This is a genomic window from Rhizobium sp. G187 (assembly GCF_051549525.1).
Taxonomy (GTDB): Bacteria; Pseudomonadota; Alphaproteobacteria; order Rhizobiales; family Rhizobiaceae; genus Allorhizobium.
Map to the genome: position 1 here is coordinate 24,728 of NZ_JBPUGM010000012.1, position 12,772 is coordinate 37,499.

Consider the following 12,772-nt stretch of genomic DNA (forward strand, 5'->3'; position numbering starts at 1 on the left):
GTTCTCAACATGTCAAAACGATCGAACCCGGTCTTCCAACGCTTTGGAAGAACGCGCCGATCGCTCAAATATCGCGAGTTGGCGCGGTCTTTAGCGGAATCGGTCGCCAAAAGCAACCGGCCCCGCGAAGATTCTTGGTGGCAAGCCCTTCCGGACCGCCGCATTCTCAGGCCTTTTCCAGCACCCGGGAGATCTCTTCGGAGACCGTGTCCATCTCGGCCATACCGTCGAGGACAACCAGCTGGCCTTCGCCTGCATAGTATTCCGACAGAGGTGCCGTCTTTTCACGGTACTCGGTCAGGCGCTTGCGGAAGGATTCCGGATTGTCGTCGGACCGAACCGTGCCGCCGGCTGCAATGGTTTCGGCGACGCGATTCTCGATACGACGAATCAGCGCTTCCTCATCAACCTTGAGTTCGATGACCGCATCAAGAACCAGATTGCTGGCCTTCATGTTTTCGGCCAGCGCACGTGCCTGGGGCACCGTGCGCGGATAACCATCGAGGATGAAGCCCTTGGAGCAATCCGCTTCCTGGATCCGCTCGGAGACGATCTGGTTGACGATGTCGTCAGACACAAGCCCACCGGCATCCATGACTTCCTTGGCGCGCTTGCCAATGTCCGTGCCGGCAGTAACAGCCGCACGAAGCATGTCGCCTGTCGACAGCTGCGGGATACCGTATTTGTCCGTCAGACGCTTGGCCTGGGTCCCCTTACCCGCGCCCGGCGGCCCCAAAAATATGATTCTCATCGTCCCCTCTTTCCTCCACGCAGCTTCGACTTCTTGATCAGACCCTCATATTGCTGAGCAATCAGATGACCTTGAATCTGTGCTACAGTATCGAGGGTGACGCTGACAACAATCAAAAGCGACGTACCACCAAGTGCTAATGGGATACCGGTGCGTGCGATGAGGAATTCCGGAAGGATGCAGACAACGACGAGGTAAAGAGCGCCGATAGCCGTGATGCGCGTCAGGACGTAGTCGATGTATTCAGCGGTGCGGTCACCAGGACGGATGCCCGGGATAAAGCCGCCATGCTTCTTCAGATTGTCGGCCGTATCCTTCGGGTTGAAGACGATCGCGGTGTAGAAAAAGGCGAAGAACGCAATCAGCAGACCGTACAGCAGCATGTAGACTGGCTGACCGTGGCTGAGCGACGCAATGATTCCCGTCGCCCAAGCCGGCAGCTGTGCTGTTCCCGCAAAACCAGCAGCGGTTGCCGGCAGAAGCAGCAGCGACGACGCGAAGATTGCCGGAATAACGCCGGCCGTGTTGAGCTTCAGCGGCAGGTGCGAGGTGTCGCCCTGGAACATGCGGTTGCCAACCTGGCGCTTCGGATACTGGATCAGAAGGCGACGCTGGGCGCGCTCAACGAAGACGATCAGAGCGATGACGGCAATCGCAACCACAATGACAGTCAGAATCAGCACAGTCGACAGGGCGCCAGTGCGACCGAGGTCGAGCGTGTGGGCGACGGCTGTCGGAAGACCCGCTGCAATGCCGGCGAAGATGATCAGCGAGATACCGTTGCCGATGCCGCGCGAGGTGATCTGTTCACCGAGCCACATCAGGAACATAGTGCCGCCCAGCAGGGTCAGAACCGTGGACACGCGGAAGAAGATGCCCGGGTCGGCGACAATCCCCTGCCCGCTTTCAAGACCGACAGCAATGCCATAGGCCTGAAGGGCACCGAGAAGAACCGTGCCGTAGCGGGTGTACTGGTTGATGATCTTGCGGCCCTGTTCGCCTTCCTTCTTCAACTGCTCGAGAGCAGGAACGACTGACGTCATCAGCTGCACGATGATCGACGCGGAAATGTAGGGCATGATGCCCAGCGCGAAGATCGCCATGCGCTCGACGGCGCCACCGGCAAACATGTTGAACAGGCCGAGAATGCCGCCGGACTGCCCCTGGAAGGCAGCCGCATAGGCTTCCGGATTGAGGCCAGGCAGCGGAATATGCGTGCCGAGGCGATAGACCAGCAATGCGGCCAGTGTGAACCACAGACGCTTCTTCAGATCTTCCGCCTTGGCGAAAGTCGAGAAGTTCAGGTTCGAGGCCAGTTGTTCCGCTGCAGAAGCCATTGAATTCTCCGCAAACCATGACCGGCAACGCGCATGGCACGGGCCGGAGGCTCTTCGTTCAAACTTTTTTTAAGAAAACCGGGCGCGGGAGAAGTTGCCGGGCAACCGCATGCCTCACACCTTAGTTTTCCAGATGACCCGGAAGACGAAACGACGTCAATTCCGTCCTGGGCTCGTGAGGCTCACATATGGGAGCAAAATCGCCCGGTGTGAAGCACCCCGGGCGATTGATCTTCATTTATTCAGAGGCTTCTGCGGTTGCTGCTACTGCGAGCAACTTGGCGGAACCGCCGGCCTTCTCGATCTTCTCGAGAGCGACCTTGGAGGCGCCTGCGACTTCGACCGAAATCTTGGCCTTCAGTTCGCCACCCGACAGGATGCGCACGCCGTCCTTGAGGCGACGGATCACGCCAGCAGCCTTGAGTGCTGCAGCATCAACCGTCTTGGAGGCGTCGAGCTTGCCAGCATCGATCGCAGCCTGAATACGGCCAACCGAAACGGTGACGTATTCCGACGCGAAGATGTTGTTGAAGCCGCGCTTCGGCAGGCGACGATAGATCGGCATCTGGCCGCCTTCGAAGCCGTTGATGGCAACGCCCGAACGCGCCTTCTGACCCTTAACGCCGCGACCACCGGTCTTGCCCTTGCCAGAACCGATACCGCGACCTACGCGGATGCGGCTCTTGGAAGCGCCGTCGTTGTCTTTGATTTCATTCAGTTTCATGATGACTTCCCCCGTCTCACTTCTCGTCGACGACGCGAACGAGATGCTGGACAGCACGGATCATGCCACGAACGGAAGGCGTATCTTCCAGGGTGCGGACCCGGTGCATCTTGTTGAGGCCCAGACCAACCAGCGTTGCGCGCTGGACAGCCGGACGGCGAATAGGCGAGCCGATCTGTTCGATCGTGACCGTCTTTGCTTCAGTCTTCTTCGTAGCCTTGGCCATGGATCAGACTCCTCTTATTCTTCAGACGCGTTGCCGGAAGCGGCGCGGCGAGCCTGAAGCGTGGCGTACTTGAGGCCACGCTGGGCTGCGACGTCCTTCGGGTGCACCTGATGCTTCAGGGCGTCGAACGTTGCGCGAACCATGTTGTACGGGTTCGACGAACCGGTCGACTTGGCGACGACGTCCGACATGCCGAGCGTCTCGAATACGGCGCGCATCGGACCACCAGCGATGATACCGGTACCGGCCTTGGCCGAACGCAGAAGCACCTTGCCGGCGCCGTGGCGACCGTGGACGTCGTGATGCAGCGTACGGCCGTCACGCAGGGGAACGAAAATCAGTTCGCGCTTGGCAGCCTCAGTTGCCTTGCGGATGGCTTCCGGCACTTCACGTGCCTTGCCATGGCCGAAGCCTACGCGACCCTTCTGGTCGCCGACGACGACGAGGGCTGCGAAGCCGAAACGACGGCCGCCCTTGACGACCTTAGCGACGCGGTTGATGGCGACCAGCTTGTCGACAAACTCGCTATCGCGTTCTTCACGGTTCTGGCGATCATCGCGCGAACCACGCTTTTCTTGTGCCATTGTCCTTTTCCTTTTTCTTTTCCGGGTGCAATCGGCAGATTACGAAAGTTCCACCCTGCCCTCTCGAACATGGTGGAATCCGGTGGGACCGGCTTAAAGCCGGAAATCCACCCGGACGCAAGCCCGGGTGGAAATACTCATTAGAAGGTCAGACCACCTTCGCGAGCCGCTTCGGCGAGTGCCTTGATGCGGCCGTGATAGATGAAGGCGCCACGATCGAAGACGACTTCCTGAACGCCAGCCTTGACAGCACGCTCGGCCACCAGCTTGCCAACGGCAGCAGCTGCTGCAATGTCGGCGCCGGTCTTGAGCGAGGCCTTCAGGCCGCCATCGAGCGTCGAAGCAGCGGCAAGGGTCTTGCCAGCCACGTCGTCGATGACCTGGGCGTAGATGTTCTTCGAAGAGCGATGTACCGACAGACGCGGACGGCCATTTGCCACCGCCTTGATCTGACGCCGTACGCGGTTCGCACGGCGAACAAGTGCTTCTTTTCTGCTTGCCATTTCGCGCGATCCTTACTTCTTCTTGCCTTCTTTGCGGACGATCCGCTCTTCGGCATACTTGACGCCCTTGCCCTTATAAGGCTCGGGACCGCGATATTCGCGGATCTCAGCTGCCACCTGGCCAACCTGCTGCTTGTTGATGCCGGACACTATGATTTCGGTCGGCTTCGGAACAGCAATGGTGATGCCAGCCGGCGGCTGGTAGACGACGTCATGGCTGAAGCCGAGTGCCAGCTGCAGGTTCGTGCCCTGCAGCGACGCGCGGTAACCAACGCCGTTGATTTCGAGCTTGCGCTCGTAACCGTCCTTCACACCCTTCAGGATGTTTTCGACCATCGTGCGGGACATGCCCCACTTCGACCGTGCATCCTTCGAGTTGTTTGTCGGCAGGACGACAACAGCGTTGTCTTCCAGCTTGACGGAGATTTCGTCATTCGCGACGAAGAAAAGTTCACCCTTCGGACCCTTTACCGAGACCTTCTGGCCTTCGACTGTGGCAGTCACACCAGCCGGAACCGGAACGGGCTTCTTACCGATACGAGACATAGTTTTTATCCTGTCTGTTCGCTATGGAGTTCCCCTGTTCGATCTTAGAAGACCGAGCAGAGAACCTCACCACCAACGTTCTGTTCGCGAGCCTGGTGATCGGCCATCACACCCTTCGGAGTCGAAAGGATGGTGATGCCGAGGCCGTTCGCGACCTGCGGGATGGACTTAACCGAGACATAAACTCGGCGGCCCGGCTTGGAGACACGGCCGATTTCGCGAATGACCGAAGCACCTTCGTAGTACTTCAGTTCAATCGTGATCTCGGACTTGCCGTTGTCATAGTCGACCTGGCTGTAGCCACGGATGTAGCCTTCAGCCTGCAGGACGTCGAGAACGCGGGCACGGAGCTTGGAGGCCGGAGTGGAGACAGAGCTCTTGCGGCGAGCAGCACCATTCCGGATACGGGTGAGCATATCGCCCAACGGATCAGTCATCGTCATGTTACCGTCTCCTTACCAGCTGGACTTCACAACGCCCGGCACCTTGCCGGTGTTGCCAAGCTCACGAAGTGCGATACGCGACATACCGAGCTTGCGGTAGAAAGCGCGCGGGCGACCAGTGACTTCGCAACGGTTGCGAATACGGGTCTTGGAGCCGTCACGCGGCAGTTCTGCCAGCTTCAGGGTTGCCTTGAACCGCTCTTCAATCGAAAGGGACTGGTTCATGATGATGGCCTTGAGCCCGGCGCGCTTTGCGGCCTGGTTCGCGACGATCTTGCGGCGGCGCTTGTTCTTTTCAACTGCGCTTGTCTTCGCCATATGGAAGTTCCTCTTCTACGCTCGTCGTTACGGTTACTGACGGAACGGGAAGTTGAACTCTTTAAGAAGAGCCCGAGCTTCGTCGTCGTTGGTCGCCGTCGTGCAAACGATGATGTCCATGCCCCACATCTGATCAACCTTATCGTAGTTGATCTCCGGGAACACAATGTGCTCCTTGATGCCCATGGCGAAGTTGCCACGGCCGTCGAAGGACTTCGGGTTCAGGCCGCGGAAGTCGCGAACGCGCGGAAGCGCGATGTTGACCAAGCGATCCAGGAACTCGTACATCCGGGCGCCGCGCAGGGTAACCTTTGCGCCGATCGGCATGTCTTCACGGACCTTGAAGCCCGCGATGGAATTGCGAGCCCGCGTGATAACCGGCTTCTGGCCAGCAATCGCTGCGAGATCGGCAGCTGCAACCGAGGGCTTCTTGGAGTCGGCAGTTGCCTCACCCACGCCCATGTTGATGACGATCTTATCCAGCTTCGGGATCATCATTTCGTTGGCGAAGGAGAACTGCTCCTGCATCGCCTTACGAATACGGTTTACGTATTCAACCTTGAGCCGCGGCTCGTACTTGGACTCAGCCATCGATCACTTCTCCCGAACGCTTGGCCACACGAACCTTCTTGCCGTCAACGACTGCGAAACCGACGCGGGTCGGCTTGCCGTCCTTGTCTGCGATCGCGAGATTCGACAGATGGATCGGAGCTTCCTTGGTGATGATACCGGCTTCCTGGTTCTGCGTCTGGCGCTGGTGGCGCTTCACGACGTTGATGCCACGGACGACCGCACGGTCTTCCTTCGGCATGACCTGGAGGACTTCGCCTGAACGGCCCTTGTCCTTGCCAGCGAGAATGACGACCTTGTCGCCCTTACGGATCTTGTTCATCGCTCGTCGCTCCCCTTACAGTACTTCCGGAGCCAGCGAGATGATCTTCATGTGGTTCTTGGCGCGAAGTTCGCGCGGAACCGGTCCGAAGATACGGGTGCCGATGGGCTCTTTCTTGTTGTCGATCAGAACGGCTGCGTTGTTGTCGAATCGAATGACGCTGCCGTCGGCGCGACGGATGTCCTTGGCGGTACGAACAACAACCGCCTTCATCACGTCACCCTTCTTGACGCGGCCGCGCGGGATCGCTTCCTTGATCGAAACGACAATGATGTCGCCAATCGAAGCGTACTTGCGCTTGGAGCCGCCCAGCACCTTGATGCACATGACACGACGTGCGCCGGAATTATCCGCCACGTCGAGGTTAGTCTGCATCTGAATCATGTCAGGTCGCCTTCTTGTTGCAACCCGAACGGTTGGGCCGAGGCCCCCTATTCGGGCTTATGATAAATTTCTGTTGTGCGCGGGAAGATAAATACAGGGTGGTTTCCCATATGGGACCTTCCGTGCGCTCAAAGCAAAAGAACGCCCGCTTCGGGGCGTTCTCAGCCAGTGGCCTGCTTCATACAGATTTCTGCGCGAGGTGCAAGCCCCCGCGCAGAAACTCCGTAAATTAAGCCTGGGCGGTGATAACCGTCCAGCACTTGTCCTTGGAGATCGGGGCGCATTCCTGGATGGAAACTACGTCACCGGTCTTGAACTGGTTGTTTTCGTCATGTGCCTTGTACTTCTTCGACCGACGAACAGTCTTCTGAAGCAGCGGGTGGGCGAATCGACGCTCAACGCGAACAACGACGGTCTTGTCGTTCTTGTCGCTGACAACTACGCCCTGCAGAATGCGTTTCGGCATATTCTTCGGTCCTTAGGCCTTGGCTTCTGCCGCCTTCTGGCGGGCAATGGTTTTTACGCGTGCGATATCACGACGGACTTCCTGAATCCGGGAAGACTTCTCGAGCTGGCCAGTGGCCTTCTGGAAGCGCAGGTTGAACTGCTCCTTCTTCAGCTTGGCAAGTTCGTCGTTCAGCTGGTCGGCGCTCATGGCGCGTACGTCTGCGGCTTTCATCGACTTGATCCTCACTCTGCAATGCGCTGTACGAAGCGCGTCGTGACCGAGAGCTTTGCAGAACCGAGGCGAAGAGCCTCGCGTGCGATCTCTTCCGATACGCCGTCGATCTCGAACATGATACGACCGGGCTTGACCTTGCATGCCCAGTATTCGACCGAACCCTTACCCTTACCCATACGGACTTCCGTGGGCTTGGCAGTGACCGGAACGTCAGGGAATACGCGGATCCACACACGACCAGCACGCTTCATGTAGCGTGTGATCGCACGACGGGCTGCTTCGATTTCGCGCGCGTTCACACGGTTCGGTTCCAGAGCCTTGAGGCCGTATTCACCGAATGCCAGATCAAAACCGCCCTTGGCGACGCCCTTGATGCGGCCCTTGAACTGCTTGCGGTACTTTGTACGCTTTGGCTGCAACATTTTCTTACTTCTCCGAGCTTATCTTTCGCCAGCGTTCAATCAAGCGTTCTCGCGGCGACGGTCGCCACGATCGCCGCGTTCACGGCTTGCCGGACCCTGGGCATCGCCCTCGAGCGCACGACGCTCGGAGGCCATCGGATCGTGTTCAAGGATTTCGCCCTTGAAGATCCAGACCTTCACGCCGCAGATGCCATAGGCAGTCGAGGCTTCAGACGTCCCGTAGTCGATGTCTGCGCGAAGGGTGTGGAGCGGCACGCGGCCTTCGCGGTACCATTCGGTACGCGCGATTTCAGCACCGCCGAGACGGCCAGCGCAAGTGATCTTGATGCCTTCGGCACCGAGACGCATGGCCGACTGAACGGCGCGCTTCATGGCGCGACGGAATGCAATACGACGCTCGAGCTGCTGGGTAATCGACTGAGCGACCAGGGTCGCATCGATTTCCGGCTTGCGCACTTCAACGATGTTGAGGTGCGTTTCCGAGTTGGTCATCGACGAGATCTTCTTGCGAAGCTTCTCGATGTCTGCACCCTTCTTGCCGATGATCAGACCCGGACGAGCCGAGTGGATCGTGACGCGGCACTTCTTGTGCGGACGCTCGATGACGACCTTGGCAATACCGGCCTGCTTCAGTTCGTCCATCAGATACTTGCGGATCTTCAGGTCTTCGTGCAGCAGCTTGCCGTATTCGGCGTTGTCGGCGAACCAACGGCTATCCCAAGTGCGGTTGATGCCGAGGCGGAAACCGATTGGATTGATTTTCTGACCCATTATGCGGCCTCCCCAGTGACGGCTTCAACTTCGCGCACCACGATGGTGAGGTGCGAGAATGCCTTCTCGATGCGCGATGCGCGACCGCGGCCACGAGCGTGGAAACGCTTCATGGTAATCGACTTGCCGACATAAGCTTCGGCGACGACCAGCTGGTCGACGTCGAGGTCATGGTTGTTCTCGGCGTTGGCGATTGCGGACTCGAGGGTCTTCTTGACCGTGCCGGCGATGCGCTTGCGGGAGAATTCCAGATCAGCGAGAGCGCGCTCAACCTTCTTGCCGCGGATCATCGCGGCAACCAGGTTCAGCTTCTGCGGGCTGACGCGGATCGTGCGGGCAACTGCCTGCGCTTCGTTGTCCTTCAGCCGACGTTCGGCTTTTGCCTTGCCCATGGTTACTTCCTCTTCGCCTTTTTGTCCGCACCGTGACCGTAATAGGTCCGTGTGGGAGCGAATTCACCGAACTTGTGACCGACCATGTCTTCGTTGACGTTGACCGGGATGTGCTTGCTGCCGTTGTAGACACCAAAGGTGAGACCGACGAACTGCGGCAGGATGGTGGAGCGACGGCTCCACATCTTGATCACTTCGCTACGACCGCCTTCACGAACCTTCTCAGCCTTCTTGAGAAGATAGCCGTCAACGAACGGGCCTTTCCATACTGAACGAGCCATTTCTGACTACCTCTCTTACTTCTTCTTCAGGTGGCGCGAGCGCATGATGAACTTGTCGGTCGACTTGTTCGAACGTGTACGCTTGCCCTTGGTCGGCTTGCCCCAAGGGGAAACCGGGTGACGACCACCGGATGTGCGGCCTTCACCACCACCGTGCGGGTGGTCGACCGGGTTCATGACAACACCGCGGTTATGCGGGGTCTTGCCGCGCCAACGGGTACGACCAGCCTTACCGTCATTGGTGTTGCCGTGATCCGGGTTGGATACGGCGCCAATGGTGGCGAGGCAGGAGCCCGGAACCAGGCGCTGTTCGCCAGAGTTCAGGCGCAGGATTGCCATGCCGGCATCGCGGCCGACCAGCTGTACGTAGGTGCCTGCAGAGCGAGCGATCTGACCGCCCTTGCCCGGCTTCATTTCCACGTTGTGGATGATGGAGCCGACCGGGATCGACTGCAGCGGCATGGTGTTGCCGGGCTTTACGTCGACTGCCTTGTCAGATGCGATCACCTTGTCGCCAGCAGCGAGACGCTGCGGGGCCAGGATGTAGGCCTGCTCGCCGTCCGTGTAGGTCACGAGAGCGATGAATGCCGAACGGTTCGGGTCGTATTCCAGGCGCTCGACAGTGCCCTCTACGTCGAACTTGCGACGCTTGAAGTCCACCAGTCGATAGGTGCGCTTATGACCACCGCCGATGAAGCGGGCGGTGATGCGACCGAGGTTGTTACGACCGCCGCTCTTGGACAGACCTTCCGTCAGCGCCTTGACCGGCTTGCCCTTGTGGAGGCCAGAACGGTCGACGATGACGAGCTGACGCTGGCTCGGCGTGGTCGGGTTGAAGCTTTTCAATGCCATTGTTCTTGTTCCCTACCTCAGACGCCCGTCGACACGTCGATGGACTGACCTTCGGCAAGCGTCACGACGGCCTTCTTGACGTCTTTCTGCTTACCGGCGAAGCCGCGGAAACGCTTGGTCTTGCCCTTGCGGACGAGCGTGTTGACGGCCGTGACCTTGACGCCGAAGAGAGCTTCGACAGCAGCCTTGATTTCCGGCTTGCTGGCGCCCTTGGCGACATTGAAGACGACCTGGTTGTACTCGGACACCATGGTCGACTTTTCCGTGATCGAAGGAGATACGATCACGTCGTAGTGGCGAAGATCAGTCATTTGAACCGCTCCTCCAGAGCTTCCACAGCAGCCTTGGAAAGCACGAGCTTGCCACGGCGCAGGATGTCGTAAACGTTGATGCCCTGAACTGGCAGAACATCGATGTTCGGGATGTTCGAGGCGGCGAGCTTGAAGTTGCTGTCGATTTCGGCACCGCCGATGACGAGAGCATTGGTGAGGCCGAGCGTCGCGAACGTACCGACGAGCAGCTTGGTCTTGGCTTCAGCAGCCACCAGGTTGTCGACGATGATCACGTCTTCCGACTTCATCTTGGCAGACAGGGCGTGGCGCAGAGCGAGCGCACGAACCTTCTTCGGCAGGTCATGGGCGTGGCTGCGAACAACCGGACCATGAGCCTTACCACCGCCGCGGAACTGCGGAGCGCGGGCCGAATGGTGACGAGCACGACCGGTGCCCTTCTGCTTGTACATCTTCGAACCGGTGCGCGAGACTTCCGCGCGGCCCTTGGTCTTGTGCGTGCCCTGGCGCTTCTTGGCCAGCTGCCAGCGGATCATGCGGGCGATCAGGTCTTCGCGCGGGTCGAGGCCGAAGATTTCGTCAGACAGAGAAACCTTGCCGGCTTCCTTGCCCTCGAGGGTCTTGACGTTAAATTCCATGTCCTTGGCTCCCTTACTTCGCCGACTTCACGGCGTCGCGGACGATGATCCAGGAACCCTTGGAACCGGGAACGGCGCCCTTCACAAGGATAAGACCACGATCTTCATCGGTCGAAACGACTTCGAGGTTCTGGGTGGTGACGCGAGTCTGGCCCATGTGACCAGCCATGCGCTTGCCCTTCCAGACCTTGCCCGGATCCTGGTTCGAACCAGTCGAACCATGCGAACGGTGCGAAACGGACACACCGTGGGTCGCGCGGAGACCACCGAAGTTGTGGCGCTTCATCGCACCGGCAAAACCCTTACCGATCGTCGTGCCCGTGACGTCGACCAGCTGGCCGGCTTCAAAATGGCTCGCGGTCAGCTGTGCGCCGACATCGATAAGGTTGTCTTCGGAGACGCGGAATTCGACGAGCTTGGCCTTGGGCTCAACGCTCGCTGCGGCGAAGTGACCACGAAGGCCCTTCGACGTGTTCTTGACCTTCGACGTACCGGCACCGAGCTGAAGAGCCACGTAGCCGTTCTTGTCGGCCGTACGCTGCGCGACGACCTGTACGTTATCCAGACGCAGAACTGTTACCGGGATATGTTCGCCGGCGTCGTTATAGACGCGGGTCATTCCCACTTTCTGTGCAATCACACCTGAACGCATTGGTTCATTCCTCTTGAGAGTCGCGGCCGGGAAAAGTGATCCAGGCCTTTCCTCTTTGTTTAAGGATTCCACTCCGGCCCTTCCGAACCTTCGGGTTTCCCGTTTCGAGAAGTCGTTGGCAGGTCTTGCCACGTACCTTCCTTGTTATTTCGGCTCTCGCCGGAATTCCATTTTAGAGCTTAATCTCGACGTCCACGCCAGCAGCCAGGTCGAGCTTCATCAGCGCGTCAACCGTCTGCGGAGTCGGGTCCACGATGTCGAGAAGGCGCTTGTGTGTGCGCATTTCGAACTGCTCGCGGCTCTTCTTGTCGACGTGGGGAGAACGGTTGACGGTAAACTTTTCGATGCGGGTCGGGAGCGGAACCGGGCCGCGAACGCTAGCGCCAGTGCGCTTTGCGGTCGAGACGATCTCGCGCGTAGAGGCATCGAGAACCCGGTGATCAAACGCCTTGAGGCGGATGCGGATATTCTGGCCGTTCATTCGACTTGTCCTTGTTTCTTATCGTGCGTCCCGCATACGCAGAGACAGTGAATTACCATGACTGGCCGGCCCCAAATTTTCAAAAATCACAGGACTGCCAAAGGGGCGCCCTGTCACTCTTTCTAGTCATGAGGAGCCCTGCCCAACGTGACCCGTCACCAGGCCTTGTAAACTGCAGCGCCTGAATCAGTTGGCGTAACGCCCGCTGATTCCTATCGTGGCCGGCGACATACACCGCAATCGGCCTTTCGTCAATCCGCCCGTCAGGACGAAATGGCGACGTGTGCGCGTCCGGCATGCCTGGCTTGCGCCAGAAGACCGGAGAAAACGGAAAGCGGCCTCGGACCGAAGCCCGAGGCCGCCTTGCCCAATCGATTACTCGACGATCGAAGCGACGATGCCGGCGCCGACGGTACGGCCGCCTTCGCGGATCGCGAAGCGCAGCTTTTCTTCCATCGCGATCGGAACGATCAGCTCAACGGCAACCGTGACGTTGTCGCCCGGCATAACCATTTCCGTGCCTTCCGGCAGCGTGACGATGCCCGTCACGTCCGTCGTACGGAAGTAGAACTGCGGACGGTAGTTCGTGAAGAACGGCGTATG

General features: G+C 59.0%; 23 protein-coding genes and 1 pseudogene. All 24 read right to left on the reverse strand.

What is annotated here, in order from left to right; genetic code table 11:
• Positions 1 to 166: 166 nt before the first annotated feature.
• Positions 167 to 751 carry an adenylate kinase gene (locus ACSV9I_RS21660; protein ID WP_054158116.1) on the reverse strand — a complete coding sequence of 195 codons (585 nt, stop codon included), beginning with the start codon at positions 749 to 751 and terminating at the stop codon, positions 167 to 169.
• Entirely contained in the window at positions 748 to 2,088 is a 1,341-nt protein-coding gene (secY, locus tag ACSV9I_RS21665; protein WP_054158115.1) for a preprotein translocase subunit SecY, read from the reverse strand. Before secY ends, ACSV9I_RS21660 begins: the two co-directional genes overlap by 4 nt.
• Before the next feature lie 238 nt (positions 2,089 to 2,326).
• Positions 2,327 to 2,812 (reverse strand): 50S ribosomal protein L15, encoded by a 486-nt coding sequence (rplO, locus tag ACSV9I_RS21670; RefSeq protein ID WP_438330804.1) that lies wholly within the window; start codon positions 2,810 to 2,812, stop codon positions 2,327 to 2,329.
• A 16-nt stretch (positions 2,813 to 2,828) separates the two neighbouring features.
• A complete protein-coding gene (gene rpmD, locus ACSV9I_RS21675) occupies positions 2,829 to 3,038 on the reverse strand; it encodes a 50S ribosomal protein L30 (RefSeq protein ID WP_054158113.1) in 210 nt (69 codons plus the stop codon).
• 14 nt (positions 3,039 to 3,052) lie between these two features.
• Positions 3,053 to 3,622: a 30S ribosomal protein S5 gene (rpsE, locus tag ACSV9I_RS21680; protein ID WP_054158112.1), complete on the reverse strand. Its 570-nt coding sequence runs from the start codon at positions 3,620 to 3,622 to the stop codon at positions 3,053 to 3,055.
• A gap of 140 nt (positions 3,623 to 3,762) precedes the next feature.
• Positions 3,763 to 4,125, reverse strand: a complete 363-nt coding sequence (rplR, locus tag ACSV9I_RS21685; protein WP_054158111.1) for a 50S ribosomal protein L18 — start codon at positions 4,123 to 4,125, stop codon at positions 3,763 to 3,765.
• Positions 4,126 to 4,137: 12 nt separating this feature from the next.
• The gene (gene rplF / locus ACSV9I_RS21690) at positions 4,138 to 4,671 is read right to left on the reverse strand and encodes a 50S ribosomal protein L6 (RefSeq protein WP_438330805.1); all 534 of its coding nucleotides are present in this window, start codon (positions 4,669 to 4,671) and stop codon (positions 4,138 to 4,140) included.
• Between the two features lie 44 nt (positions 4,672 to 4,715).
• Entirely contained in the window at positions 4,716 to 5,114 is a 399-nt protein-coding gene (gene rpsH, locus ACSV9I_RS21695) for a 30S ribosomal protein S8 (RefSeq protein WP_054158109.1), read from the reverse strand.
• Positions 5,115 to 5,126: 12 nt separating this feature from the next.
• Positions 5,127 to 5,432, reverse strand: coding sequence for a 30S ribosomal protein S14 (gene rpsN / locus ACSV9I_RS21700; RefSeq protein ID WP_054150971.1), 306 nt, complete (start codon positions 5,430 to 5,432; stop codon positions 5,127 to 5,129).
• Between the two features lie 33 nt (positions 5,433 to 5,465).
• Positions 5,466 to 6,023, reverse strand: coding sequence for a 50S ribosomal protein L5 (gene rplE / locus ACSV9I_RS21705; protein WP_438330806.1), 558 nt, complete (start codon positions 6,021 to 6,023; stop codon positions 5,466 to 5,468).
• Complete coding sequence (gene rplX, locus ACSV9I_RS21710; protein ID WP_054158107.1) at positions 6,016 to 6,324, reverse strand: 50S ribosomal protein L24; 309 nt, start codon at positions 6,322 to 6,324, stop codon at positions 6,016 to 6,018. Before rplX ends, rplE begins: the two co-directional genes overlap by 8 nt.
• Positions 6,325 to 6,339: 15 nt before the next feature.
• Positions 6,340 to 6,708 carry a 50S ribosomal protein L14 gene (gene rplN / locus ACSV9I_RS21715; RefSeq protein WP_006728677.1) on the reverse strand — a complete coding sequence of 123 codons (369 nt, stop codon included), beginning with the start codon at positions 6,706 to 6,708 and terminating at the stop codon, positions 6,340 to 6,342.
• Positions 6,709 to 6,937: 229 nt separating this feature from the next.
• Positions 6,938 to 7,174, reverse strand: a complete 237-nt coding sequence (gene rpsQ / locus ACSV9I_RS21720; protein WP_054158106.1) for a 30S ribosomal protein S17 — start codon at positions 7,172 to 7,174, stop codon at positions 6,938 to 6,940.
• Between the two features lie 12 nt (positions 7,175 to 7,186).
• Entirely contained in the window at positions 7,187 to 7,387 is a 201-nt protein-coding gene (gene rpmC / locus ACSV9I_RS21725; protein WP_028735898.1) for a 50S ribosomal protein L29, read from the reverse strand.
• An 11-nt stretch (positions 7,388 to 7,398) separates the two neighbouring features.
• The gene (gene rplP / locus ACSV9I_RS21730) at positions 7,399 to 7,812 is read right to left on the reverse strand and encodes a 50S ribosomal protein L16 (protein WP_054158105.1); all 414 of its coding nucleotides are present in this window, start codon (positions 7,810 to 7,812) and stop codon (positions 7,399 to 7,401) included.
• Between the two features lie 39 nt (positions 7,813 to 7,851).
• Positions 7,852 to 8,583: a 30S ribosomal protein S3 gene (gene rpsC, locus ACSV9I_RS21735; RefSeq protein ID WP_054158104.1), complete on the reverse strand. Its 732-nt coding sequence runs from the start codon at positions 8,581 to 8,583 to the stop codon at positions 7,852 to 7,854.
• On the reverse strand, positions 8,583 to 8,975 hold the full coding sequence (rplV, locus tag ACSV9I_RS21740; protein ID WP_054158103.1) for a 50S ribosomal protein L22: 393 nt from the start codon (positions 8,973 to 8,975) through the stop codon (positions 8,583 to 8,585). The genes rpsC and rplV overlap by 1 nt, the downstream gene beginning before the upstream one ends.
• Before the next feature lie 2 nt (positions 8,976 to 8,977).
• The gene (gene rpsS, locus ACSV9I_RS21745; protein ID WP_054158102.1) at positions 8,978 to 9,256 is read right to left on the reverse strand and encodes a 30S ribosomal protein S19; all 279 of its coding nucleotides are present in this window, start codon (positions 9,254 to 9,256) and stop codon (positions 8,978 to 8,980) included.
• Between the two features lie 15 nt (positions 9,257 to 9,271).
• On the reverse strand, positions 9,272 to 10,108 hold the full coding sequence (gene rplB, locus ACSV9I_RS21750) for a 50S ribosomal protein L2 (protein ID WP_054158101.1): 837 nt from the start codon (positions 10,106 to 10,108) through the stop codon (positions 9,272 to 9,274).
• Positions 10,109 to 10,125: 17 nt separating this feature from the next.
• On the reverse strand, positions 10,126 to 10,419 hold the full coding sequence (locus tag ACSV9I_RS21755; protein ID WP_054158100.1) for a 50S ribosomal protein L23: 294 nt from the start codon (positions 10,417 to 10,419) through the stop codon (positions 10,126 to 10,128).
• On the reverse strand, positions 10,416 to 11,036 hold the full coding sequence (rplD, locus tag ACSV9I_RS21760; protein ID WP_054158099.1) for a 50S ribosomal protein L4: 621 nt from the start codon (positions 11,034 to 11,036) through the stop codon (positions 10,416 to 10,418). The genes ACSV9I_RS21755 and rplD overlap by 4 nt, the downstream gene beginning before the upstream one ends.
• A gap of 13 nt (positions 11,037 to 11,049) precedes the next feature.
• The gene (gene rplC, locus ACSV9I_RS21765; RefSeq protein WP_006728687.1) at positions 11,050 to 11,688 is read right to left on the reverse strand and encodes a 50S ribosomal protein L3; all 639 of its coding nucleotides are present in this window, start codon (positions 11,686 to 11,688) and stop codon (positions 11,050 to 11,052) included.
• Positions 11,689 to 11,860: 172 nt separating this feature from the next.
• A complete protein-coding gene (gene rpsJ, locus ACSV9I_RS21770) occupies positions 11,861 to 12,169 on the reverse strand; it encodes a 30S ribosomal protein S10 (RefSeq protein ID WP_006728688.1) in 309 nt (102 codons plus the stop codon).
• Positions 12,170 to 12,544: 375 nt separating this feature from the next.
• Positions 12,545 to 12,772: pseudogene (gene tuf / locus ACSV9I_RS21775) on the reverse strand (elongation factor Tu); the annotation flags it as partial.

Bases quoted from the DNA above. Each gene is read 5' to 3' on its own strand.
- rplN (WP_006728677.1), bottom strand. From the start codon at position 6,708: ATGATTCAGATGCAGACTAACCTCGACGTGGCGGATAATTCCGGCGCA.
- rpsJ (WP_006728688.1), bottom strand. From the start codon at position 12,169: ATGAACGGCCAGAATATCCGCATCCGCCTCAAGGCGTTTGATCACCGG.
- ACSV9I_RS21755 (WP_054158100.1), bottom strand. From the start codon at position 10,419: ATGACTGATCTTCGCCACTACGACGTGATCGTATCTCCTTCGATCACG.
- rpsH (WP_054158109.1), bottom strand. From the start codon at position 5,114: ATGACGATGACTGATCCGTTGGGCGATATGCTCACCCGTATCCGGAAT.
- rplX (WP_054158107.1), bottom strand. From the start codon at position 6,324: ATGAACAAGATCCGTAAGGGCGACAAGGTCGTCATTCTCGCTGGCAAG.
- rplC (WP_006728687.1), bottom strand. From the start codon at position 11,688: ATGCGTTCAGGTGTGATTGCACAGAAAGTGGGAATGACCCGCGTCTAT.
- ACSV9I_RS21660 (WP_054158116.1), bottom strand. From the start codon at position 751: ATGAGAATCATATTTTTGGGGCCGCCGGGCGCGGGTAAGGGGACCCAG.
- rplD (WP_054158099.1), bottom strand. From the start codon at position 11,036: ATGGAATTTAACGTCAAGACCCTCGAGGGCAAGGAAGCCGGCAAGGTT.
- rplB (WP_054158101.1), bottom strand. From the start codon at position 10,108: ATGGCATTGAAAAGCTTCAACCCGACCACGCCGAGCCAGCGTCAGCTC.
- rpsN (WP_054150971.1), bottom strand. From the start codon at position 5,432: ATGGCGAAGACAAGCGCAGTTGAAAAGAACAAGCGCCGCCGCAAGATC.
- rplO (WP_438330804.1), bottom strand. From the start codon at position 2,812: ATGAAACTGAATGAAATCAAAGACAACGACGGCGCTTCCAAGAGCCGC.
- rpmD (WP_054158113.1), bottom strand. From the start codon at position 3,038: ATGGCCAAGGCTACGAAGAAGACTGAAGCAAAGACGGTCACGATCGAA.
- rplE (WP_438330806.1), bottom strand. From the start codon at position 6,023: ATGGCTGAGTCCAAGTACGAGCCGCGGCTCAAGGTTGAATACGTAAAC.
- rplF (WP_438330805.1), bottom strand. From the start codon at position 4,671: ATGTCTCGTATCGGTAAGAAGCCCGTTCCGGTTCCGGCTGGTGTGACT.
- rpsC (WP_054158104.1), bottom strand. From the start codon at position 8,583: ATGGGTCAGAAAATCAATCCAATCGGTTTCCGCCTCGGCATCAACCGC.
- rpmC (WP_028735898.1), bottom strand. From the start codon at position 7,387: ATGAAAGCCGCAGACGTACGCGCCATGAGCGCCGACCAGCTGAACGAC.
- rpsQ (WP_054158106.1), bottom strand. From the start codon at position 7,174: ATGCCGAAACGCATTCTGCAGGGCGTAGTTGTCAGCGACAAGAACGAC.
- rpsS (WP_054158102.1), bottom strand. From the start codon at position 9,256: ATGGCTCGTTCAGTATGGAAAGGCCCGTTCGTTGACGGCTATCTTCTC.
- secY (WP_054158115.1), bottom strand. From the start codon at position 2,088: ATGGCTTCTGCAGCGGAACAACTGGCCTCGAACCTGAACTTCTCGACT.
- rpsE (WP_054158112.1), bottom strand. From the start codon at position 3,622: ATGGCACAAGAAAAGCGTGGTTCGCGCGATGATCGCCAGAACCGTGAA.
- rplR (WP_054158111.1), bottom strand. From the start codon at position 4,125: ATGGCAAGCAGAAAAGAAGCACTTGTTCGCCGTGCGAACCGCGTACGG.
- rplV (WP_054158103.1), bottom strand. From the start codon at position 8,975: ATGGGCAAGGCAAAAGCCGAACGTCGGCTGAAGGACAACGAAGCGCAG.
- rplP (WP_054158105.1), bottom strand. From the start codon at position 7,812: ATGTTGCAGCCAAAGCGTACAAAGTACCGCAAGCAGTTCAAGGGCCGC.